The following is a 21,720-nucleotide window of genomic DNA, read 5'->3' as shown; positions in this document are numbered from 1 at the left end:
AGACTTTTTTGAAATTCAAACAAAAGACCCCGGCCTTTCGGCCGGGGCTAGTCGGGGAGGATGTTTTATAGGAAACGCGACAGAAAAGCCTGTGTACGCGGATGCTGCGGGTTGCCGATCACATCTTCCGGCTTGCCCTGCTCGACGATGACGCCGCCATCCATGAACACCACGCGGTCGGCGGCTTCCTTGGCGAAACCGATCTCGTGGGTGACGACGATCATGGTCAGGCCCTGCTTTGCCAGATCCTTCATCGTCGCCAGCACTTCGCCGACGAGTTCGGGATCGAGCGCCGAGGTCGGCTCATCGAACAGCATCAGTTTCGGCTTGATCGCCAGCGCACGGGCAATCGCCACGCGCTGCTGCTGGCCACCGGAAAGCTGGCGCGGATAGTTGCCCTCTTTTTCCGAAAGACCGACGCGCTTCAGAAGCTGGCGGGCGTTCGCGATCGCTTCCTTGCGGCTCTGACCGTGCACACCGACCGGTGCCTCGATGATGTTCTGCAGCACCGTCATGTGCGGGTAGAGGTTGAACTGCTGGAACACCATGCCGATCTTGCGGCGTTGCTTGGCAATGCCGTTATCAGTCAGCTTTTCCAGCCGGTCGTTCTTCACCCGGTAACCGATCTGCTCGCCATCCACCTCGATAAAGCCCTGCTGAATGGCTTCGAGGTGGTTGATACAGCGCAGGAAGGTCGATTTGCCCGAGCCCGAAGGTCCAAGGATAACGACGACTTCACCGGGCGCGACATCGAGATCGATACCCTTCAGGACTTCGAGCTGGTCGAAGGCCTTGTGAACGTTGCGGGCCTGAACGAGGGGCTTTGCATCAACGGCAATTTTTTTGACAGTTGCGGTCAATGGCTTGCCTCCTCGGTCACCGCAGCCGGTTTGGCGGCGGTCGTTGCGTTGCGGCGGTCGCTGCGGCCGTAATAGGCTTCGATATAGCTCTGGCCGATGTTCAGGACAGAGGTGATCAGCAGGTACCAGATGACCGCAACCATCAGCATGGGCACGATTTCGAAGGTGCGGTTATAGATCGACTGCACCGAGTAGAGCAGGTCGGCCATGGCGATGACGCTGACCAGCGACGTTGCCTTGATCATGCTGATCAGCTGGTTGCCCGTCGGCGGAACGATCGAGCGCATCGCCTGCGGAATGATGATGCGGCGAAGCGCGCGGGCCTTGGTCATGCCAAATGCCTGCGCGGTTTCCGCCTGTCCGCGTTCAACGGACAGGAGACCACCGCGGATGATTTCCGCCATGTAGGCCGCTTCGTTGAGCGCCAGACCGACGATCGCCGCCGTCATTGGCGTGATCACCGAGTTGGTGTCCCAGCTTGCCAGCGTCGGGCCGAAGGGAATGGCCAGCGACAGGTTCGGGAACAGCGTCGACATGTTGTACCAGAAGATCAGCTGGACCAGCAGCGGCGTGCCGCGGAAGAACCAGATGAACAGCGAGGCAAAACCGCTCGCCAGCCTGTCGTCCGACATGCGCATGATGGCGATCAGCAGGCCGAGCGCCACGCCGAGGATCATGGCGATCACGGTGAGGCCAAGGCTGACGTAAAGACCGCTCAGAACCGTCGGGTCGAAGAAATACTGGGCAACGACCGGCCAGCCGAAGTTTTCGTTATTGGCGACGATCCAGCCGAAATCGACGACGACGATCGTCACGATCAGCCAGAGCGCAAGGCGCCCGTAGCGGAACGGCGCGTGGGCGGTTGCCACATCGCGGAAGTCCGCAGCGCCGGATGGCGCTGCGTTGGTCACGGTTGATTGGCTCATTTCGGCAACACGCCTCCGAGGTTGATGCCCGGCTCCTTGAGCATGTTGTTCTCAAGGCCCCACTTCTTCATGATGGTCGCATAGGTGCCGTTGTCCATCAGAACCTTGACGGCGTCCTTCAGGATCGGGCCGAGCGGCGAACCTTTCGGCACGACAGCGCCCTGGTAGAGGTTGTCGAAGCCGTTCTTTTCACCAACGCCGGTCAGTTCCAGCTGGCCGTTTGCCTGGGAAACGAAATAGGTCAGCGGTGCCTGCGAGGAGAAGAAGGCATCGGCGCGCTTGGAGCGGACGGCGAGGATCGAGGCCGGCTGGTCGGTATAGGACTGAACCTCAACCGCTGCCTTGCCGTCGGTCTTGCACTTTTCCGACTGCGCCTGGATCACGCGCTCGGCCGAGCCGCCGGCCATGACCGAGATGCGGGTGCCACAGGCGGTGTCGAGCGAGGTGATGCCCTTCGGGTTGCCCTTCTGCACGGCAAAGACCACGAATTCCTGAACCCAATCGACAAAATCGTTGGCTTCTTCACGGCTCTTGAAATCGCCGACCGGGCCGAAGGCGAACTGGTAGCGGTTGGAGTTGACGCCGGCCAGCAGTGCCGGCAGGCCGCCGACGGTTGCGTGGTCGATCTTGACGCCGAGAACCTGACCGAGCGCGTCGGTGAGATCGGCGCTGGCGCCGGTCATTTCCGTGCCGGTGACGATTTCATAGGGAGGGAACGAGCCGTTGTTGACGGAGATCATCTTGCCGGCGGTCTTGATGTCGGCCGGCAGACGGTCGTGCAGTTCCTTGACGACGTCCAGCTTGATGGCGGCGTCCTGAGCCTTGGCGACGCCGGCGAGAGCAACGCCGGCCAATGCGAGAGCGATGAGTTTCTTATGCGACATGTTCATTCCCCTTGTTTTACACAAACTACGTTTCTTGAGAGGCTAAGGTTTCAGGCTTGCGATCAACCGATGCGGCTGCCGTCGGTGTCGTATGCAAACAGTTCTTCCGGCGTCATGTGACGTTTCATGATGCCCTGCGCATGCAATTCTCCGGCAAAGTCGTCAATCATCTTGCGGTTGACGGCAAAGCCGCTGGCATCCCAGCCCTTGGGCAGTTCGCGCGAGGTTTTCAGCACTTCGTCGAACATCCACGGCGTGGTTTCGGCATATTTGCGGCGCTTCTCGGTCCACATTTTCTGCGACTCGTCGATCAGGCGGCTGACTTCGGCGACCACCCACGGGTTTTCGGCGACGATCTCGGCCTTGATGCCGATCAGGTGCATGCCGGGAACATAACCGACTTCATCGAAGTAACGGCGCTCTTCCGAACGGAAATCCGAGAGAACCTGACGATAGGGCGAACCCGGCTCGAAATAACCGTTCGGCATGAACGGCGTGAAGATCGCATCGAGGCCACCGTCACGCAAAAGGTCGACCATCGGCTTTTCGCCGGGGCAGGCCTCGATCAGGCCGGGCTGGCCAAAACCGTCCAGACGGTCGGTGATCGGATGTGCCTCGGTCAGGCGACCGGCATACCACATGGCGTCCGTGACCTCGACACCTTCGCGGCGGATGGCGGCGCGTGTCCAGGTGTTGCCGCTGTCGCGCCAGCCGGTAACGCCGATGCGTTTTCCCTTGAGCTGACCGAGCGTGGTGATGTCGCTGCCGGCCATGGTCATGATGCAGCGATGACGAAAGCCGCGCATGATGAAGTTGGGGATACCGACAACACTGTCATCACCGTCATGGCGCAGCTGGGTATAGCGGCTGAACGACATTTCGGCGGCGTCGTGATCGGGGTCCTTGCCGACATGCGACACCAGCGTGCCGATGCGATCGACCTCCAGATCGAGCTTGTCGGATGTGACGTCACCGAGGACCAGCGGCGTCATGTAGTCCCAGTCACGCAGTGCAATTTTAAGGCGCAGTGTCATTTGAGCTACTCATGTCAGAAAATGCTGATGAGCTGAGATTAAAATGTTCAATTCGAAATGATCAAATGTTATTACGTTATTGAACATTAAATTTGGTGACATAATGAGCGATGCCTACGATTCGACCTGGTTTGCTGAAAAATTAAGCGATCGCACAATTCGCGGAATCGCATTGGAAACCAGTGCGTTGATCCGCGCCGGGGCATTGCCGGTCGGGGCAAAGCTGCCTCCAATTCGCGACCTCGCTTTTTCGCTCGGTGTGAGCCCGGCGACGATTTCCGAGGCCTGGAGCGAGCTTCGTAAGCAGAAAATCATTACCGGCAGGGGGCGCAACGGTACCTGGGTAAGCGGGGATCGCTTCATCGCCAAGCCGGAACGACTGGCCAGTTCCGGCCATTACGGTTCCGGTGTTTTGGACCTGACCATGGCCGTGCCGGATCAGCGCCTGTTGCCGCCGCTCGAAAAGGCGCTGGCCTATGGCGCCCAGGCCGAGGACCTCAATAGCTACGAGCGCAGTCGAATCCTGCCGGAACTGGAGACGGAAGTCCGCAAGACATGGCCCTATGATGCCGAAGCATTCCTGACCATGAATGGCGGCTACAACGCCGTTTATACCGCCATCCACGCACTCGTGACGCCAGGTGCTCCCGTTGCCATCGAGGAGCCGACGGCCATGCGCCTTCTCGATATTCTCGAACATATCGGTGCCCATATCATTCCGGTGAAATGCGATGCGGACGGGCCGGTGCCGTCATCCCTTCAGGAGGCGATGCGCTACAAGCCGGTGGTGTTCCTGTTCCAGCCGCGCCTGCATTCGGTCACCGGCCGGACAGTGACTGCCGGACGTATGTGGGAACTGGCGGATGTCTTGCGCGGCAGCGATACGCTGATCATAGAAGACGACGGCGTTGCGGATATCGCCGAAACGCCGCGCCGTTCACTTGGCACCGAATTCCCTGACCGCGTCATCCACATCCTTTCGTTTTCGAAAACGCTTGGACCGGACCTGCGTCTGGCGGTGTTGTCCAGCACGAAAGCCATTGTCGAACAGATCCAGTCCTATCGCAGTTTCAGTGCGGCCTGGACCAGCCGCATCCTTCAAGCCTCGGTGGCCTGGCTACTGCGCGATCCGGCAACCGATGATATCGTCCGCAATGCCCGCGAGATATATCAGAAGCGCCGCGACGGTCTGACGGAACGGCTGGCGGCGCGTGGTGTCGAGGCGACGGTGGGCAGGGGCCTGTGTGCATGGGTCACGGTGGAAACGGAGCCATTTGCCCTGGTCACGCTGGCGGCACGCGGCATTGCCGCGCAGCCAGGAAACAAATTTTCGGTGCTTCGCGGCAATCATCTGCGCGTGGCAACGAGCACGCTGGAGGACCGCGCCGAGGAAGTGGCGGATGCGATTGCCCTTGCGGCAAGAGGCGGATGACGGGTTTCTATAGGGAGAAGCATCAGGCCAAGCCATGTTTTCTGAGCGGCTCCTCTTGTCCGCAGCCCGCCCATCAAGGCAAATGGCATAATAATGTCCGGCGGACGATTCTGCCCCCCACAACGACACACCCCGCGAGATACCCTTGGCCGTCTATACCGACATCACCGAAATCGACCTCAAGCAGTTCCTCAGCCAATATGACGCTGGCGAGCTGACCTCCTACAAGGGCATTGCCGAGGGTGTCGAGAACACCAATTTTCTGCTGCACACCACCAAGGATCCGCTGATTCTGACGCTCTATGAAAAGCGCGTCGAAAAATCAGACCTGCCTTTCTTCCTCGGCCTTATGCAGCATCTGGCTGATCGCGGTCTCACCTGCCCGCTGCCCTTGCCGCGCAACGATGGCGCTCTGCTGGGCGAGTTGTCGGGCCGTCCTGCCGCGCTGATCTCCTTCCTTGAGGGCATGTGGCTGCGCAAGCCGGAAGCAAAACATTGCCGTGAAGTGGGCAGCGCGCTCGCCAAGATGCACATTGCAGGCGAAGGTTTTCAGATCACCCGTCCCAACGCCCTGTCGCTCGAAGGCTGGGTGTCGCTCTGGGCAAAGGCTGCCGACCGCGCCGACGAGGTCGAGACCGGTCTGCAGGACGAAATTGCCGGCGAACTCGATTTCCTCTCCGCCCACTGGCCGAAGAACCTGCCGTCGGGCGTCATCCATGCCGACCTGTTTCAGGACAATGTCTTCTTCCTCGGCGACACGCTGTCGGGCCTGATCGATTTCTATTTCGCCTGCAACGACATGCTGGCCTATGACGTGTCGATCTGCCTCAATGCCTGGTGTTTCGAGAAAGACGGCGCTTACAATGTCACCAAGGGCAAGGCGCTGCTGGAAGGTTATCAGTCGGTGCGGCCGCTGAGCAAAGAGGAACTCGCTGCCCTGCCTATCCTGGCGCGCGGCTCAGCCCTGCGGTTCTTCCTCACCCGTCTTTACGACTGGCTGACAACCCCGGAAGGCGCGCTGGTGGTGAAAAAGGACCCGATCGAATATCTGCGCAAGCTGCGCTTCCATGCAAAAGTAACGGGCGTTGCCGATTACGGCATTTCGGGAGAGCCGGCATGAAACAGGTCGAGATCTTCACCGATGGCGCCTGTTCGGGCAATCCCGGTCCCGGCGGCTGGGGCGCTATCCTGCGTTATGGCGAAACCACCAAGGAACTGAACGGTGGCGAGGCGGAAACCACCAACAACCGCATGGAGCTGCTCGCCGCCATTTCTGCGCTGGATGCGCTGAAAAGCGAGTGCGAAGTCGATCTCTACACCGACAGCAAATATGTCATGGATGGCATATCGAAATGGATCTTTGGCTGGAAAAAGAACGGATGGAAGACTGCCGACAAGAAGCCGGTCAAGAATGGCGAACTGTGGCAGCGGCTCGATGTCGCCAACCAGCGCCACAAGGTGAAATGGCACTGGGTCAAGGGCCATGCCGGCCACCCGGAAAATGAGCGCGCCGATGAACTGGCCCGCCTCGGCATGGCGCCGTTCAAAAAATCCACGTTCGGCCGTTCGCTGCTCATCAAATAAGACATCGGCCCGGGGAATGCGACCGGGCCGATGCTATGCGGGACGTTACGGTTTCGGCGTGTCGTCCCACCTCCTCCCGTGATCCCGGCATTCTGTTGCCTGGCGAAGTGTCGATCTGCGCACGCAGCATGGAAGCTCAGGGCGTGATCGCCACCTTCAACACGCCGTCACGCTGATTGGCGAAGAGATCATAAGCCTCTTCGATCTGATCGAGCTTGAAGCGGTGGGTGACGAGACCGGACAGGTCGACGCGGCCGGAAGAGATGACGTCCTGCATGCGCCGCATGCGCTCCTTGCCACCGGGGCAAAGGGTGGTGCGGATCGATTTGTCGCCAAGCCCTGCGGAAAACGCATCGAGTGGTATGGTGAGATCGGTGGAGTAAACGCCGAGGCTGGAGAGAACGCCGCCGGGCCTGAGAACCCGTAGCGCCGCCTCGAAGGTCGATTGCGTGCCGAGCGCCTCGATCGCCACATCGACGCCGCGCCCATCGGTGATACGCATGATCGCATCCACCGGGTTTTCCGCCCGGTAATCGACCACAAAATCCGCACCCATGCGCCGCGCCATCTCCAGCCGCGCAGGCAGGGTATCGACGGCGATGATCTTTGTCGCACCGAGCAATTTGGCGCCGGCCGTGGCGCACAGCCCGATCGGTCCTTGAGCGAACACCGCGACGCAATCGCCGATCTTGATCTGCCCGGTTTCGGCGCCGGACAAGCCGGTCGACATGATGTCCGGGCACATCAGCACCTGTTCATCGGTCACCCCATCATCGATCGGCGCCAGATTGACCATGGCATCCGGCACGCACAGAAATTCGGCCTGCGCGCCGTCGATGGTGTTGCCGAACCGCCAGCCGCCCATGGCCTTGAAGCCATGTTTGGTGCCGGCGCCATCTTGCGCGCCGCAGCCGCAAAGGCAGGCCGTGCTCCAGCCCGATGGCGTGATCGCACCGGCAATCACCCGCTGGCCTTCCGCCAGCCCCTTCACGCCGGAGCCGAGCTTTTCGATGATGCCGACAGGTTCGTGGCCAATGGTCAGCCGCTTGGCGACGGGATATTCGCCTTTCAGGATATGCACATCGGTGCCGCAGATCGTCGTGGTGGTGATGCGGATCAGCGCGTCGAGCGGGCCGATCTCGGGGATCGGTTTGTCGTCGAGGACGATGCGTCCTTTTTCGACGAATATCGCCGCCTTCATCTTCTGAGTCATGCCGAGTCCTCCCTCTCGTATGCCTTGTCGATGCCCACAGAGTGACAGGTGGTGAGAACTGCTCAAGGTTGCATTTTGTCGCAGGTTGCCGCTAAATTTCGCCTATAGGTGACAATCGTCAAATCGAAAGCAAAAAGGCCGGCGGTTACCCGCCGGCCCTTCTGTCCTTTCTAAAAACGTTTCGCTCAACGATGGTGGCGGAACGGACGGCCACCGCCACGGTAATAACGCGGACCATGATGGCGGCCACGGCTCATGGCTGCACCACCGATAACGCCGGCGGCAAGACCCAGTACGCCAAGCGCGATGGCGGCATCGGCAGCACTGTTGTCGTTGACGCGGCCGACCAGTTCGTCGCCGGCGGCAGGGCGCGCGCGTACGCGAGCCGGCTTCGGCTTTGGCTGGGAGGCGAGCCAGCTCTGATAGGGCTGTTCGGAATCGGTGCGCAGCCGTGCCAGCTGGTCATAGGAAATGTAGCCGGTGGTCGGTGCATCGACGAAACCCTGCCATTGCATGATGGCATTGCGGCTGCGGGCGCCCAGCGCGCCATCGGCACCGCCGGTGGAAAAGCCCAGCGACGTCAACCGGCCCTGCACTTCGCGGCGCGTCGCTCTCTGGCTCAGCAATACGGCTTCGGTTTCCGGTGTGCCGACGGAAAAGGCCGGCTCGACGGGCGCTGCGATCTCGGCGGGTGCATTGTGTTCGTCGGCTGCCGGTGTTTCGCTGGCTACCAGCTTGACGATGCGGGCCTTGGCGATGGCCGCGAATTTACCGGCCGGATAGGCTGCAAGATAGCCGTTATATTCATCCACCGAATTGCCGCTGGAAGCGGCCTGCCACAGGGCAAATTCCTGCTCCCAGCCATCATTGGACGCGGCTGCGGCCGGTGGGGTAACTGCTGCGGGGACAGGCGCCTGTACCATGGCGTCTGGTGCCGGTGCGACGGCCGGGGCCGATACCGGGGCCGGGGCTGTTGCGGCACTGTCTGTCGCGGCGACTGCAGGCGCGAACGCCTGCGTTTCCGCAAAAACCTGACCGGTGACCAGCGAGAAGCTGACGACACTCGCCATCAGAAATTTCGCACGATGTATCTTGCCCATGACCCTTGACCCTTATGGATGATGTTTGATGTGTGGAGAGGCGGGCTTCCAGCCCGGAGCGCCGCGTGAAAATCGGATGGCAAGCGCCGGCTTCAGTCGCCGATGACGCCGTAAAAGCCGTTGAGGGCAATCTTGCAGGCGGAAACAGGCAGGCGGCTCATATAGATGCCGCCGGCCGGCGTATCGCGCAGCGCAAGGCGATTGCCCTTGCCGATCTCGCCCTTCAGACCGGTTGCCGTCGGCAGCAGCGTTCCGGAAAGAACACAGCGCTTCTTTTCGAAATCCAGCCGGTCGGCAACGGTGAGTTCGACTTTGGTGCGTTCGGAAATACGGATCCAGCATTGGACAGTGTTGTTGTTGTCGCAGCTGCCGGCATAATCGCCGGAGAGGTCGGTGGCATGCGCCGCGGTCGAGCAGAGCAGCAGACCGAATAATCCGATAAAACCATAACGCATTCTGATTGCTTTCGAATTTTCAAAAATATTCAATGCCCCGGTTTAGCCATGATCGCCTTAAAGTCGCCATAATATACGCGGTAAACGCGCATTGAAGCGGCCGGGGTATATCTCCCCTCGTGGTGATGGCTGCGGTGTGGAAAAGTAGGCATGCCCTTTCCGGGCCGGCACCGGGCACCTATCTGTCTGGCAGGATGTTACCCGGAGAATTGTCACATGATCCTGCACACCGTTCTGATCCGCTTCAAAACCTCGATCGACAAGGCGCAGAAGAAGGAGATCTTCGAAGCGATCGTTGCGCTGAAGCAAAAGCTGTCCGGCATCGTTGATGTGAAATACGGGCCGAATGTCTCGCCGGAAGGGCTTGGCGGCGGTTTCGCCGATGCGCTGGTCGTCACATTCGACACGGTCGAGGCGCGCGATGCCTATCTGGTTCACCCGGACCATGTCGTGGTCGGCGAAAAAATCGTGGCATCCGCCGAGGGCGGGCTGGCCGTGCTTCTGGTATTCGATCTGGATATATGAAAAAGGGCGCCTCGCGGGCGCCCTTCGCAACTCTGCCGGCTGACAGGTCTCAGAGACGTTCCAGCATCGCCTGTGCGCTGGAAACGGTGGCCTGGCCGGGGCTTTCCTCGATATCGAGGGATTTCACCACGCCGTCTTCCACCAGCATCGCATAACGCTTGGAGCGGATGCCGAGACCGCCGCCGGAAAGGTCCGCATCGAGGCCGAGCGCCTTGGTGAAGGCGGCATCGAAATCGGCGAGAAAATGGATTTTGCCCAGACCACCCGATGCCTGAGCCCATGCACCCATCACATGCCAGTCGTTGACGGCAACGACAGCGATATCATCGACGCCCTTAGCGATCAGTGCTTCGCGGTTGTCGAGATAACCCGGCAAATGGTTGAGCGTGCAGGTGGGCGTGAACGCGCCCGGCACGGCAAACAGCACGACGCGTTTGCCGGCAAAAAGGTCGCTCGTGTTCACTTCGGTCGGGCCATCCGCCGTCTTTTCCTTGAAAGTCGCCTGCGGCAGCTTTTCACCGATCGAAATCGTCATGTCAGTCTCCTCGTGAACCCCATTCCTGACAATCGTCAGGTCAAGGCGACTATAGGCGGCGCGGGGATCAAGGCAAGGCGGGGCGTTGACCAAAAATGGGAAGGCCGGCCGGCGGGCCGCGCCTTCAGTCGAACGCCAGCGACGTTTCCATGGCGCGCGTGCCGGCGATCACCAGAATGTCCCAGCGTTTGCCCTTGATGTCATATTTGACCGGCAGTTTTTCGATCGCCATCTCGACCAGATAGCTGTCGCCCTCGCGTTTGCCCGATGCCTCGTCGAACAATACGTAACCTTCAGGCCCAGTCACCAGAACCTGCGGCTTGTTCTGGGTGCCCTGCGGCAGGCGCAGCGCCAGCCGCAATGTCTGCTGGGCATCGGTCAGCGAATAATGGGTGACGGCAAAATCCATCGATGGCGGATCGGGCAGAAGTGCGCCGGCTTTCTGCAGGATCATGAATTCCTGTGGCGGGGTGATGTTTTCCGGCTTCAGATGCAGCAGGAAATCCGCCTGAAACGGGATGCAGATATCGCGGCACAGGCCGACAAAACTCGAGACGGTGACCGGTTCGGGGGCGGCGGGATCGTTCACCGTCAGTTCGAATGGCAGCGTCACCGGCTTGTCGTAGCCGATATCGAGCAATCTGCCGTCACCGACGCGCTTGGGCACCGGATAGGAAAGTTCGCCGATCTTGGCCGCGCCGCCCTCGGCCACGCTCAGTTTCGGCGGAATACCGGCCTCGCCCGGTTCGCGCCAATAGGTGATCCAGCCCGGCTTCGGCTCGATTTCCAGGCCGCCGCGCACCCGCCCACTGGCATCCGGCGGCAGGGTGACGATGCGCATGCGCCCGCCTTCATTCTGCGCCCACGCTGTCGTTTCAGCCGTGGCAATGGACGGCAGGCAGAACAGCGCAGCAAGGGCGAGCACGCCGGCAAGCAGGGCAGCGGCGACAATCCAGGAACGACGACGGGTATCCGGGTAGGGCAGGGTGATGTGCATGATCAAGGCCACTATTGCATCTTGCGGGTGTAGGCCAGTCAACATCTCAAAAACACAATCATTTTCGGTTGATTGACAGGAGAGACTGACCCATGTTGCAGTTGATGATCGCAAACTGACGCTGCCCGTCGGCGCACCCGGCCGGCAGCAGGCTGGAGGCACGATGGAATTCCCCACCCTTGGAGACAAACGCGAGCGCGGCTTTCTCGACGGCCAGTTCCTGATTGCCATGCCGGGTATGGAGGATGGGAACTTTGCCCGTTCCGTCGTTTATATCTGCGCCCACTCGGCCGATGGCGCCATGGGCTTCATCATCAACCGCTCGCAGCAGATTTCCTTTGTCGACGTGCTTCTGCACCTGAAGATGCTGGATGAGCACGATGCCATCCTTCTGCCGGAGAAGACGCGCGCCTTTCCCATCCTGTCCGGTGGTCCGGTGGAAACCGGCCGTGGTTTCGTGCTGCATTCGGACGATTACACCGGCGATAGTAGCATTCCGATCAGTGACGATATTTCGCTGACAGCGACGCTCGACGTGGTGCGCGCCATCAGCGAGGATCGCGGGCCGACGCGCGCCACGATGATGCTGGGTTATGCCGGTTGGGGCGCGGGCCAGCTGGAAGCGGAAATCGCCGGCAATGGCTGGCTGAACTGCCCGGCCACGGAAGAGATGATCTTTGATCATTGCCTCGAAGGCAAATACGAGCGGGCCCTTGCCACCATGGGCATCAGCGCCGCCATGCTGTCCACCGATGCCGGGCATGCCTGATTTTTATCCCGATAACAGCCTGTGATGTTTTGCGGCGCGGAACAAAAAGCACAGCAGTTCGTTCTATTTGCAGACACGGTGAAAAGAATAAAGCACCGGCAACCAAGGAGAACGACAATGGGTAGCACTGCAGACAAGATCAGCGGCAAGGGTAATGAAGTTGCCGGTAAGGTAAAGCAGGCCGCCGGCAAGGCGACCGACAACAATTCCCTGCGCGCCAAGGGCGCTGCACAGGAAGCCAAGGGCCATGCACAGCAGGCCAAGGGCAAGGCCAAGGAAGGCCTGAAGGATATCGTTGATCGCGCCTGATAGCGCGTCACGCGTGTGAGTTTTCGAAAACCTGTTTCGGCATTCGCCGAGGCAGGTTTTCTTTATCTGTACCTTTTGTTTTCTCTTTTTTCCGGGAAATACAATGCGCCTGTTCGACTGTGATCATTGCGGCCAGCCAATCCATTTCGACAACCGCAATTGCGTCAATTGCGGCCACCGCCTCGGTTTCGTGCCGGGGCAGTTGACGATGCATGCGCTTGCCGAAGACACCGATGAGGGTGGCTGGCGGCTGGTTTCCAACCCGGCGGAGAGAGTGTTTTTCTGCGCAAATGCGGATCACGACATCTGTAACTGGACGGTGCCGGCCGGCAGCGGCGAGACCTTCTGCCCTGCCTGCCGCCACAATCGCCTCGTGCCGGATGCCTCGACGGTGGATGGGCTGGAGCAATGGCGGCGCATCAGCCAGGCGCAACGCCATCTGTTTTATTCGCTGCTGAAATGGGACTTGCCGCGCACCACGCGCAACGAGGACCCGGAAGGCGGTCTGGTCTTCGATTTCCTGATCGATGAAGTGCAGCCGGATGGCACGGTGGTTGCGCCCATGACCGGCCACGAGGACGGCCTGATCGCCATCCGCGCCGCCGAAGCCGACGATGCCACCCGCGAAAAGATACGGGTGGAGATGGATGAACCCTACCGCACCATGCTCGGCCATTTCCGCCATGAGGTGGGCCATTACATGTGGGACAAGCTGGTGCGCGACCGCGGCCGGCTGGACCCGTTTCGTCTGGCCTTCGGCGACGAACGGCAGGATTATGCCGAAGCCCTGAAGCGCAATTACGAGCAGGGGCCGCCGCCGAACTGGCAGGAGGATTTCATCAGCACCTATGCAAGCTCCCATCCGTGGGAGGATTTTGCCGAAAGCTTTGCCCATTACCTGCATATCGTCGACACGCTGGAAACGGCGCGCGCCTTCGGCATGGTGGTGGAACCGCGCGGACATCAGGAAATGTCCTCGGAAATCGGCTTCAATCCATATTTCGCGCATGATGCCGAACAGCTGGTTTCGGCATGGATCCCGTTCAGCGTGGCGCTCAACGCCATGCACCGCTCTCTGGGCGTGCCGGATCTCTATCCGTTCATTCTAGGCCCGACCGTGGTGGCGAAGCTGGAGTTTATTCACGGGCTGGTGCATCAGCGGTATTGAGGGGGATTTTGGCCATTGCTTGACCGTGCCCGGGCGATAAAATGCTGATGCGCACAGGATCATTCGAATGACCAGCAAGGTAAAGATACTCTGGAGCGAGATTGCCGCGGGCAGGATGACTGTGCCGGGGTGCTATACGGCGCCCGCCAGATTTCAATCTGATCCTGACCCGGCGGATGAAGGCTGGAGCGTGGTGCTCGAATTCGAGGAACTCGATCGGGGTACTGCGCGCTTTCTGGTCGATGAGGCACCGCATCATCTGCTACGAAGCGGTGTGACATTTGAGATGTATGCCGGACGTTCACTGGCGGTAACGGTCACGGTTTTGTAGGGCTGTCATGTCGCTATACGATGAAAATGCCGAGATCCTGAGAAAGATGGAGAGGGAGGGAGCCGATCTCCGGCCTTCAAGTGTCGTAGACTTTTCTCACATGTTTCCCGATAGAGATTCCGCGGAGAAATTTGCAGGAACAGCTCGGATGGATGGATTCAGCATTACGGGCGAAGAGATCGAGCGAGAGGGCCACCGGTTTGATGTCACCGCATCTCTGGACATGCGACCGACTTGCCGCAATATCACCGATAATGAAGAACATCTGAGCAAGCTTGCGCTATCCTGTGCCGGGCAGGCCGATGGATGGGGATTTTTTAGAAGCTAAAGGTATCGGGCGGCGGATCAGGCGAACAAGAAAATCACGGTCTCCGATCTCTGGGAGACTGCACCGGCACCTTACCATTCTCGCTGACGTCTACGGCAAAATCCGCATTGGCTTCCACAAATCGCTCCGCCTCCTTCAGAGTTGTCGGGTAACGCACGCCCAGCCGGTAATACGGAAATCCTTTGGAGATTAGGAAGGCGGCAACAGCCCAGGCTTTTTTATCGGAGGCCGATGGCGGCCGAAAGTCCGAACCCGTCCGATAGGTAACTCCGCCGCAGCGCGGGCACACTTTCTGAGTGGCATCGGCGGGTCGCTTGAAAACACGCTGACAGTCGAGGCAGGCGAATTTTGTAAGTGATCGGATCATACCAAGTTACACATCCTTCAGCCTGCGCCGAACCCAGTTTTATCGCCTGTAACCTTCGATGCGGATACCGTGCTCTGTTTCGACGATCGGAAACTGTCCCAGCCTCTTCAGATTTTGGCGGATAGGAGCAAGAGCCTGAGGGGTTTTCCTGTCGGGCAGGTTGCGACTTCGCGGTGTGCTGGCGATATGCGGAAAGTCGATCCATTCGATGGCGCGCAGTTCGATTGGGCCGAATTGCAAGTCCATGTAGGGGTGCGGTGGCCATAAGGCTACCGGGCCGGGAAAAGGCATCGCCCGAACTTCGGGCGTGTCCAGAAATTTAACATGCATCTGGCCTTCCGGCATGTCTAGGTGCGCAAGTGTCGCGAACAGCTTTCGCCATTTGGTATCGGACATCAGACCGCAGGAAAATTCGCGTCTGGCACGGCGCGAAAGGCGATCAAGCATTTCCCTTGTATGAACCGACATAGGCCACGTCTCCGACCGGCAGGCGACAACTCAGCATCCATAGCCCGAAAAATGAGGCCCAATGGTGTTGCGCCCATTAAAACGGAAACAGTCCTTCATCACAACCACACATAACACGGAGTTTCACATGACGGCACAAGGCGATGATTACAAACTCATCCTGAAAGTTCTGGGTTACGCACTGATCGAAATCCGTGCGACCGACAATGTGCGCAAGGCGCAAACGCTGGCGGACGTATTCCACAATGTCCCCGCTGGGATCGCCTATGGCAGAACGCCGGAAAATATCCGGCAGAAGCTGGAGCAGACGGCGACACGACTGAAATGCAAGGGCTATATCGATGGAATGTTCGAGGACGCACTGCAGAACATGAGACAGTGGGAAGCGAGAAAAACTACACTGAACTAGTTTTCCAGAGTGCCGAATTCGACGGTTTCCGCGCCGACAAAAAAGCCGGACGAGCGTACCTCATCGATTTTCCGCTCCGTGTCTCCGAGACAGTTGAAATCGACATAGGTCAAGCCGGCGTCCATCGTCACGGCTACGCCGAAGGATGTCACGCAGGACGATCTGTTCATGTCCTGCCCGATCCTGAACTCCCGAACATTTCGAAAGTCGAGGACACAACGTCTCCAAGTTGGCTCGTCGGCTAGATCATCCTGGCAGGTCAGGACGATGCGAATGCGCGGCAATGGTTGGTCACTGCCGTAATCGACGGATATGGTTTCGATGACGCTGTCGTTGAAGTGGTCGAAGCGAAACAGAAAATCAGACATTTCGGGCGAAATCTGCATCTGATCTGTCCGTCTGAAAAACGATTTGAGTAAGGATATCGGAAAACGCACTTGGATTTCTCTGTCCTGCCGATGCTAGGTTGATTGAAACCCGCCAGCAATCGATGTTTCGTTTACTGAGAAATTCTTATGATAGACAAGCTTGAACAGCTTTCCTTGGCCAGATGCTGGGATTACCGCCGTATCGATGAGCTTGGGATCAAGCGGTCTGCGGATTGCGTTTTTCTGTTCATCACAATGGTGATGGTGAACCCGACAAGCACGCGTCGTCTCTCGCTTCATTTCGATCAGTGCGTGGAGTTACGCCCCGAAAATATGCTGACCCTTTCCGGCATTAATCTGCAGATCGAGCCAGAGAAATCATCGCACTTTCCGGAGGTGCGATACCGCGTATTTGATGCGGAACAGGATGCCTTCGAATTTCTCTGTGGCGGCTTCGTTGTCGAGTTGGATGACGGTCGGTCGCAATAACGACCGTCGCTTCCCCCCTCACGCCCGTTTTGTCAGCGGAAACCGTTCCTTCAGCAACCGTTGCACCGAACCGGCATCCATCGGCGGGCCAAACAGATAGCTCTGGCCGTAATGGCAGCCCATTTTCACCAGATCGGCGGCGTCTTCGTCGGTCTCCACGCCCTCGGCCACCACCACCATTTCCAGCGAACGGGCCATGGCGATCACCGAGCGCAGCAGCAGTGCGCGTTTTTCGGCCGCACCCGCCACCAGCGCCTTGTCGAGCTTGATCGTGTCGAACGGGAATTGCGTCAGGTAGGCGAGCGAGGAATGGCCGGTGCCAAAATCGTCCAGTGCGAGGCTGAGGCCGGTTTCCTTGAGCTTGTTGAGCACGAGGCGGGCCTGTTCCGGGTTCTCCATCATCACCGATTCGGTCAGTTCCAGCTTGAACCGGCTCGGTTCGCAATGGGTGCGTGCGAGGATGGAACGGACGTCGTTGCAGAGATCATTGTTGATCAGCTGCGCGCTCGACAGGTTCACCGACATGAAGATCGGCAGAACACCGGTCTGGGTTTCCCAGTCCTTCAGGTCGTTTGCGGAGCGGTCGAGCGCGAACAGGCCGAGCGGGCCGATCAGGTCCGACATTTCCGCGATCGGGATGAACTCGCTCGGCGGAATCGTGCCGCGCTTGGGGTGTTCCCAGCGCATCAGCGATTCGAAACCGGCGATCTCGCCATTGTCCAGCCGGATGATCGGCTGGTAGGCCATGGTCAGTTCCTTGCGGTCCAGCGCACGGCGCAGATCCGTTTCCAGCTGCAGGCGGTCGGTGCCGGAGGCGCGGAAGGCCGGGCGGAACGGTTCGACGCGGTTGCCGCCGGCGCGTTTGGCCCGGTACATGGCAAGCTCGGCGTCGCTCAACAGGCCTTGCGCGTTTTCCTGCTGGTCCACCCATGAGGCAAGCCCGATCGAGGCCGTGAGGATGATTTCGCGATGCGCGAAATTGATAGGCACCATGATCGCCTTGGAGACGGCATCGGCAAAATCCGCCACCTTGGCCGGATCGCGTTCGGACACGAGGATGAGGCCGAACTCGTCGCCGGAGAGGCGGGCCAGCGTATCCTGCGGCTTCAGCAAACGGCGCAGGCGGCGGGTGAGCGCAATGAGAATGTTGTCACCCGCGGCGATGCCCAAACTGTCGTTCACCTGCTTGTAGCGGTCGATATCTATCGACAGCACGGTCGGGCGCACGCCATCGCTGGAAGCGGCGATGGTCAGCACCGATTGCAGACGATCGAGAAACACCTGACGGTTCGGCAGGCCGGTGAGGTTGTCGTGCATGGCATCCTGCAGCAGCCGCTCGACGGAGTTTTTCTGCTCGGTCACATCAACGACGGTGCCGACGCAACGGATGATTTCGCCGTTGGAGCCGAGAACGGGCCGGGCGCGGATTTGCAGCCAGTGGAAATGGCCGTCTTCTGCGCGGATGCGGAATTCGTGGTTCAGGCGGCCGCGGCGGTGTTCCAAGAGCACGTCGAGCGTCGCCTTGAAGCGATCGCGATCATCCGGGTGCAGGCGCGGGATCCAGTTGCGCACCGGCCCGTGCATGGTGCCGGAGGAAAGGCCGAGCTGCGCGGAAATATCCGGCGTGGTGATGACGCGGTCGCGCGCCACGTCCCAGTCCCAGACGGTATCGCCCGAGCCGGTCAGCGCCAGCGACTGGCGCTCCAGATCGGAAAACAGGCCCTGCTGATAGGCGCCGCCGGCAAAGGCGTGCTGCATGACCGTGAAGCCGATCAAGAGGACGATCAACACCAGACCACCGCCCAGCGCCGGCTGGATGATGTCGTTGTCCAGCCGCCCGGTGACGGTCAGCCAGCCGCCGAACAGCCAGACCAGCAGAACCGCCCATGTCGGCACCAGAAGAATGGCGCGGTCAAAACGGTTCATGCCGAGATAAACGATCAAAAGGATGCCGGCCGTGCCGGTCAGCGCGAAGGACAGGCGCGCAATACCGGATGCGATCGACGGATCGTAGATGGCGACGCCGAACAGCAGACCTAGACCGATGATCCAGGCAAATGTCGCATAGCCCAGATGCACGTGCCAGCGGTTGAGGTTGAGATAGGTGAACAGGAAGATCACCATTGATGAGGCCAGCGACACTTCCGCGCCGGCACGCCATATTCGCTGGTCGCTCGATGTCACCGATATGAGCTTTTCGAGAAACCCGAAGTCGACGCAGACATAGGCGAGCACCGCCCATGCAAGGGCGGCGGCGGCCGGCAGCATCGAGGTGCCCTTGACCACGAAAAGGATGGTCAGGAACACGGCAAGCAGGCCAGCGATGCCGAGCACGATGCCCTTGTAGAGCGTGAAGGAGTTGATCGAATCCTTATAGGCATCCGGTTGCCAGAGATAGATCTGCGGCAGTTGCGGAGTCGAAAGCTCGGCCACGAAAGTGATGACGGCGCCGGGGTTGAGCGTGATGCGAAACACGTCGGCATCGGGGCTGGCGATACGGTCGAGTGCAAAACCTTCGGATGGCGTGATCGAGATGATGCGCTGCGACCCGAGATCGGGCCAGAATAGCTGCGATTTTGCCAGGCGGAAATGCGGTGCGACGATGACGCGCTCCAGCTGTTCGTCGGTGACGTTGGCGAGCGCGAACACAGCCCAGTCGCCCTGGTGGCTTTGCGAGGAGGCGCGCACCTCGATACGGCGGCGGATGCCATCGGTGCCGGCAGCGGTGGAAACCTGAAAGGCTTCGCCCTGGTTGGCATAGATCTCGGTTGTCGGCGTCAGGTCGAGCGCGGTGTCGTCACGCGAAAGCTTGACCGGCTCGGCGGCGAAGGCGGCCGTTGAAACCAGGGCGGTCAGCATCAGAACCAGCGCGGCAAGAATGCGCTGCATGGTCAGGCGAGGGGCACGCTGCATCATGGTGTGCCGATCTCTGTCGGCTCACCGGCCAGTCGTGAAAACATCAGGTGGTCGCGCCACTCGCCGTTTATCTTCAGGTATTTTCGCAAGAGACCTTCCCGTTCGAAACCGGCCTTCTCGAGAAGACGCACGCTTTTCCAATTCTCTGGAATACAGGCTGCTTCGATACGGTGCAACTGAAGTCCGGTGTGGATGTAGGGTACTGCTAGCTTGAGTGCGGCGAACATATGGCCATTGCCAGCATATTTTTCACCCATCCAGTAGCCGATCATGCAGCTTTGTGCCGCTCCCCGGCGGATATAGCCGACAGTAAGCCCCCCCATCAGTGCCATGTCTTCGCGCCGGAACAGAAAAAACGGCACCGCGACGCCCGAGGAGAATTCCTGTGTATTGCGCTGCACACGCAGCCGGAAAGCGCTTTCCGTCAGTTCGTCGGCCCGCCAAGTCGGCTCCCATGGCTGCAGAAAGGCGCGGCTTCCGTCACGGGCGGCAAACCACTGGCGGTAATCGGCAAAACGCGGCAGGCGCAACAGATGGTGATCGCCGTAAAGCTCCGGCGTCTCCGGCTGCCGCGACAGGAAACGAAAGACTGATTTCGTCATGTCATGCGTGCTCCACCGGATACGGTTTCGCATATTAAAAGACCCCGCCCCAAACCCCTCCCCACAAGGGGGAGGGGCTTAACCCAGCCGATCCGCCGAGGTTCAATATGAGCAAGTGATTGCCGCAAGTCTTCTCCCCCCTTGTGGGGGAGATGGCCGGCAGGCCAGAGGGGGACTTTCTTGATGCCAGATGCCCCCGCTTCAACGAGGGCACTCAAAGGGAGCTCGCGGCGCTGCATCGGGTCCATATGCGATAGCCCTGGGTCGGCAGGGAACATCGGCGGGAAGGCGGTTAGCCGGAGCGATGTTTTGAGCCCCGGCCGGGCCGGATCAGCCGGTGGCCTGTTGTGTCTTGATCTGCGGCGAAGAAAGCGCCGAGGTGATGTCTTCGAACGGCGCCAGCGTTTCCACCGGGCCGATGGCCGACAATGTCGGAACTGTATCGAAAAACAGCCGTCCGGCAAGATCGGTCAGGCGCTGGGTGGTGATGCCTTCCAGACGCTCCATCATCTCGCCGCTCGGGATCGGACGGCCGTAAAGCAGCATCTGGCGGGCGATCTGGCCGGCGCGCGCGCCGGGGCTTTCCTGACCCATCAGCAGCTGGGCGCGAATCTGGGCGCGGGCGCGATCGATTTCCTGCTGGTGCATGACTTCGGAAGACTTGCGCAGCTCGTCGAGAATGACCGGAACCAGCTGCGGCAGGTCCTGCGCGCCGGTGGCGGCATGGATGCCAAAGATGCCGGTATCGGAAAAGCCCCAATGGAAGGCGTAGACAGAGTAACAGAGGCCGCGATGTTCGCGCACTTCCTGGAACAGGCGCGAGGACATGCCGCCGCCGAGAATGTTGGCAAGGATCTGCGAGCAGTAGAAGTCCCGCATGTGATAGGCCTTGCCCTCGAAGCCGAGAAGCACCTGCGTATCCATCAGGTCGCGGGTTTCGCGCACGTCACCGCCGATATATTTGGCAGCTTCCAGAACCGGCGGTGCCGAGGGGCTCTGCGGCAGCGAGGCGAAACGCTGTTCCACCTGTTTGACGAACACGTCGTGATCGACGGCGCCAGCCGCTACCACAAACATGCGGTCGGTGGTGTAATTGCGCGAAAGGTAACCACGAATATTGTCGGGCGTGAACGCCAGCACTGTTTCCGGCGTGCCGAGGATCGGCCGGCCAAGCGTCTGGCCGCGATAGGCGACTTCGGAAAACCGGTCGAAAACGATGTCGTCGGGCGTATCATTGGCCGCGCCGATTTCCTGCAGGATGACGTTCTTCTCGCGCTGCAGTTCTTCTTCATCAAAAGCCGATTCGGTCAGGATGTCGGCAAGGATATCGACGGCGAGCGGCACGTCGTCGCGCAGCACGCGGGCGTAATAGGAGGTCGTCTCCGTCGAGGTGGCGGCGTTCAACTCGCCGCCGACATTCTCGATTTCCTCGGCGATATCGCGGGCACTGCGGCGCGCGGTGCCCTTGAAGGCCATGTGCTCGAGAAGGTGGGCGATACCATGCTCGTTATCCATCTCGTTGCGCGAGCCGGACTTGATCCATACGCCCAGCGCAACGCTTTCCAGATGCGGCATGTTTTCGGTGACGACGGTCAACCCGGAGGCGAGCCGGGTGATATTAACATTCATACTGTATCTCCGGCGTCTTCTG

25 protein-coding genes are annotated in these 21,720 nt (G+C 59.9%); 11 read left to right on the top strand and 14 right to left on the bottom strand.

The window, feature by feature from the left end; translation table 11 throughout:
• Nucleotides 1-65 precede the first annotated feature (65 nt).
• The 4 genes from AAIH70_RS15715 to AAIH70_RS15700 form a co-directional block, all read right to left on the bottom strand.
• Nucleotides 66-860 (bottom strand): amino acid ABC transporter ATP-binding protein, encoded by a 795-nt coding sequence (locus AAIH70_RS15715; protein ID WP_281033596.1) that lies wholly within the window; start codon nt 858-860, stop codon nt 66-68.
• A complete protein-coding gene (locus AAIH70_RS15710) occupies nt 857-1,786 on the bottom strand; it encodes an amino acid ABC transporter permease (protein ID WP_132274385.1) in 930 nt (309 codons plus the stop codon). Before AAIH70_RS15710 ends, AAIH70_RS15715 begins: the two co-directional genes overlap by 4 nt.
• Nucleotides 1,783-2,670, bottom strand: a complete 888-nt coding sequence (locus AAIH70_RS15705; protein WP_132274382.1) for an ABC transporter substrate-binding protein — start codon at nt 2,668-2,670, stop codon at nt 1,783-1,785. Before AAIH70_RS15705 ends, AAIH70_RS15710 begins: the two co-directional genes overlap by 4 nt.
• 62 nt (nt 2,671-2,732) lie before the next feature.
• Entirely contained in the window at nt 2,733-3,704 is a 972-nt protein-coding gene (locus AAIH70_RS15700) for a nitrate ABC transporter substrate-binding protein (RefSeq protein ID WP_132274379.1), read from the bottom strand.
• Nucleotides 3,705-3,807: 103 nt separating this feature from the next.
• Between AAIH70_RS15700 and AAIH70_RS15695 the strand changes: the two genes are divergently transcribed.
• From AAIH70_RS15695 to rnhA, 3 genes are all read left to right on the top strand, one after another.
• Nucleotides 3,808-5,136, top strand: a complete 1,329-nt coding sequence (locus AAIH70_RS15695; RefSeq protein WP_132274376.1) for a PLP-dependent aminotransferase family protein — start codon at nt 3,808-3,810, stop codon at nt 5,134-5,136.
• 145 nt (nt 5,137-5,281) lie between these two features.
• Nucleotides 5,282-6,256 (top strand): homoserine kinase, encoded by a 975-nt coding sequence (locus AAIH70_RS15690; protein ID WP_132274373.1) that lies wholly within the window; start codon nt 5,282-5,284, stop codon nt 6,254-6,256.
• Complete coding sequence (gene rnhA, locus AAIH70_RS15685) at nt 6,253-6,720, top strand: ribonuclease HI (RefSeq protein WP_132274370.1); 468 nt, start codon at nt 6,253-6,255, stop codon at nt 6,718-6,720. Before AAIH70_RS15690 ends, rnhA begins: the two co-directional genes overlap by 4 nt.
• 136 nt (nt 6,721-6,856) lie before the next feature.
• Here the strand turns inward: rnhA and AAIH70_RS15680 are convergent, their stop codons facing one another.
• From AAIH70_RS15680 to AAIH70_RS15670, 3 genes are all read right to left on the bottom strand, one after another.
• Nucleotides 6,857-7,933, bottom strand: coding sequence for an NAD(P)-dependent alcohol dehydrogenase (locus AAIH70_RS15680; RefSeq protein WP_132274367.1), 1,077 nt, complete (start codon nt 7,931-7,933; stop codon nt 6,857-6,859).
• A 185-nt stretch (nt 7,934-8,118) separates the two neighbouring features.
• Complete coding sequence (locus AAIH70_RS15675; RefSeq protein ID WP_430034591.1) at nt 8,119-9,033, bottom strand: peptidoglycan-binding domain-containing protein; 915 nt, start codon at nt 9,031-9,033, stop codon at nt 8,119-8,121.
• A 92-nt stretch (nt 9,034-9,125) separates the two neighbouring features.
• Nucleotides 9,126-9,488: a hypothetical protein gene (locus AAIH70_RS15670; protein WP_132274361.1), complete on the bottom strand. Its 363-nt coding sequence runs from the start codon at nt 9,486-9,488 to the stop codon at nt 9,126-9,128.
• Between the two features lie 216 nt (nt 9,489-9,704).
• On the opposite strand from AAIH70_RS15670, the gene AAIH70_RS15665 reads away from it, so the two are divergent.
• Entirely contained in the window at nt 9,705-10,013 is a 309-nt protein-coding gene (locus AAIH70_RS15665; RefSeq protein WP_430034589.1) for a Dabb family protein, read from the top strand.
• Between the two features lie 49 nt (nt 10,014-10,062).
• Here AAIH70_RS15665 and AAIH70_RS15660 read toward each other — a convergent pair whose 3' ends face one another.
• The gene (locus AAIH70_RS15660) at nt 10,063-10,548 is read right to left on the bottom strand and encodes a peroxiredoxin (protein WP_132274356.1); all 486 of its coding nucleotides are present in this window, start codon (nt 10,546-10,548) and stop codon (nt 10,063-10,065) included.
• A 124-nt stretch (nt 10,549-10,672) separates the two neighbouring features.
• Nucleotides 10,673-11,557 carry a protein-disulfide reductase DsbD domain-containing protein gene (locus tag AAIH70_RS15655; protein ID WP_245519165.1) on the bottom strand — a complete coding sequence of 295 codons (885 nt, stop codon included), beginning with the start codon at nt 11,555-11,557 and terminating at the stop codon, nt 10,673-10,675.
• A gap of 151 nt (nt 11,558-11,708) precedes the next feature.
• On the opposite strand from AAIH70_RS15655, the gene AAIH70_RS15650 reads away from it, so the two are divergent.
• The 5 genes from AAIH70_RS15650 (at nt 11,709) to AAIH70_RS15630 (ending at nt 14,450) form a co-directional block, all read left to right on the top strand.
• A complete protein-coding gene (locus AAIH70_RS15650) occupies nt 11,709-12,314 on the top strand; it encodes a YqgE/AlgH family protein (RefSeq protein ID WP_132274353.1) in 606 nt (201 codons plus the stop codon).
• Nucleotides 12,315-12,431: 117 nt separating this feature from the next.
• On the top strand, nt 12,432-12,623 hold the full coding sequence (locus AAIH70_RS15645; RefSeq protein ID WP_132274350.1) for a CsbD family protein: 192 nt from the start codon (nt 12,432-12,434) through the stop codon (nt 12,621-12,623).
• 103 nt (nt 12,624-12,726) lie between these two features.
• The gene (locus tag AAIH70_RS15640; protein ID WP_132274347.1) at nt 12,727-13,791 is read left to right on the top strand and encodes a zinc-binding metallopeptidase family protein; all 1,065 of its coding nucleotides are present in this window, start codon (nt 12,727-12,729) and stop codon (nt 13,789-13,791) included.
• Between the two features lie 67 nt (nt 13,792-13,858).
• A complete protein-coding gene (locus AAIH70_RS15635) occupies nt 13,859-14,122 on the top strand; it encodes a hypothetical protein (protein ID WP_132274344.1) in 264 nt (87 codons plus the stop codon).
• Nucleotides 14,123-14,129: 7 nt separating this feature from the next.
• Entirely contained in the window at nt 14,130-14,450 is a 321-nt protein-coding gene (locus AAIH70_RS15630) for a ribonuclease E inhibitor RraB (protein WP_132274341.1), read from the top strand.
• A gap of 406 nt (nt 14,451-14,856) precedes the next feature.
• Here the strand turns inward: AAIH70_RS15630 and AAIH70_RS15625 are convergent, their stop codons facing one another.
• Nucleotides 14,857-15,285 (bottom strand): DUF6678 family protein, encoded by a 429-nt coding sequence (locus tag AAIH70_RS15625; protein ID WP_132274338.1) that lies wholly within the window; start codon nt 15,283-15,285, stop codon nt 14,857-14,859.
• Between the two features lie 127 nt (nt 15,286-15,412).
• On the opposite strand from AAIH70_RS15625, the gene AAIH70_RS15620 reads away from it, so the two are divergent.
• A complete protein-coding gene (locus tag AAIH70_RS15620; protein ID WP_132274335.1) occupies nt 15,413-15,694 on the top strand; it encodes a hypothetical protein in 282 nt (93 codons plus the stop codon).
• Here the strand turns inward: AAIH70_RS15620 and AAIH70_RS15615 are convergent.
• A complete protein-coding gene (locus AAIH70_RS15615) occupies nt 15,691-16,080 on the bottom strand; it encodes a hypothetical protein (RefSeq protein ID WP_132274332.1) in 390 nt (129 codons plus the stop codon). The genes AAIH70_RS15620 and AAIH70_RS15615 overlap by 4 nt on opposite strands.
• 129 nt (nt 16,081-16,209) lie before the next feature.
• Between AAIH70_RS15615 and AAIH70_RS15610 the strand changes: the two genes are divergently transcribed.
• Complete coding sequence (locus AAIH70_RS15610) at nt 16,210-16,551, top strand: hypothetical protein (RefSeq protein ID WP_132274329.1); 342 nt, start codon at nt 16,210-16,212, stop codon at nt 16,549-16,551.
• A gap of 18 nt (nt 16,552-16,569) precedes the next feature.
• On the opposite strand, the gene AAIH70_RS15605 is transcribed toward AAIH70_RS15610, so the two are convergent.
• The 3 genes from AAIH70_RS15605 to AAIH70_RS15595 form a co-directional block, all read right to left on the bottom strand.
• Nucleotides 16,570-19,410 (bottom strand): EAL domain-containing protein, encoded by a 2,841-nt coding sequence (locus AAIH70_RS15605; protein ID WP_430034919.1) that lies wholly within the window; start codon nt 19,408-19,410, stop codon nt 16,570-16,572.
• A gap of 53 nt (nt 19,411-19,463) precedes the next feature.
• Nucleotides 19,464-20,069 (bottom strand): GNAT family N-acetyltransferase, encoded by a 606-nt coding sequence (locus tag AAIH70_RS15600; protein WP_430034584.1) that lies wholly within the window; start codon nt 20,067-20,069, stop codon nt 19,464-19,466.
• A gap of 330 nt (nt 20,070-20,399) precedes the next feature.
• Complete coding sequence (locus tag AAIH70_RS15595) at nt 20,400-21,698, bottom strand: M16 family metallopeptidase (RefSeq protein ID WP_132274320.1); 1,299 nt, start codon at nt 21,696-21,698, stop codon at nt 20,400-20,402.
• Nucleotides 21,699-21,720: the final 22 nt, after the last annotated feature.

Source organism: Neorhizobium sp. BT27B (assembly GCF_050455485.1).
Lineage (GTDB): Bacteria > Pseudomonadota > Alphaproteobacteria > Rhizobiales > Rhizobiaceae > Neorhizobium.
Note: the sequence above shows the minus strand (reverse complement) of the source record. Positions and strands in the feature narration are given on the sequence as shown.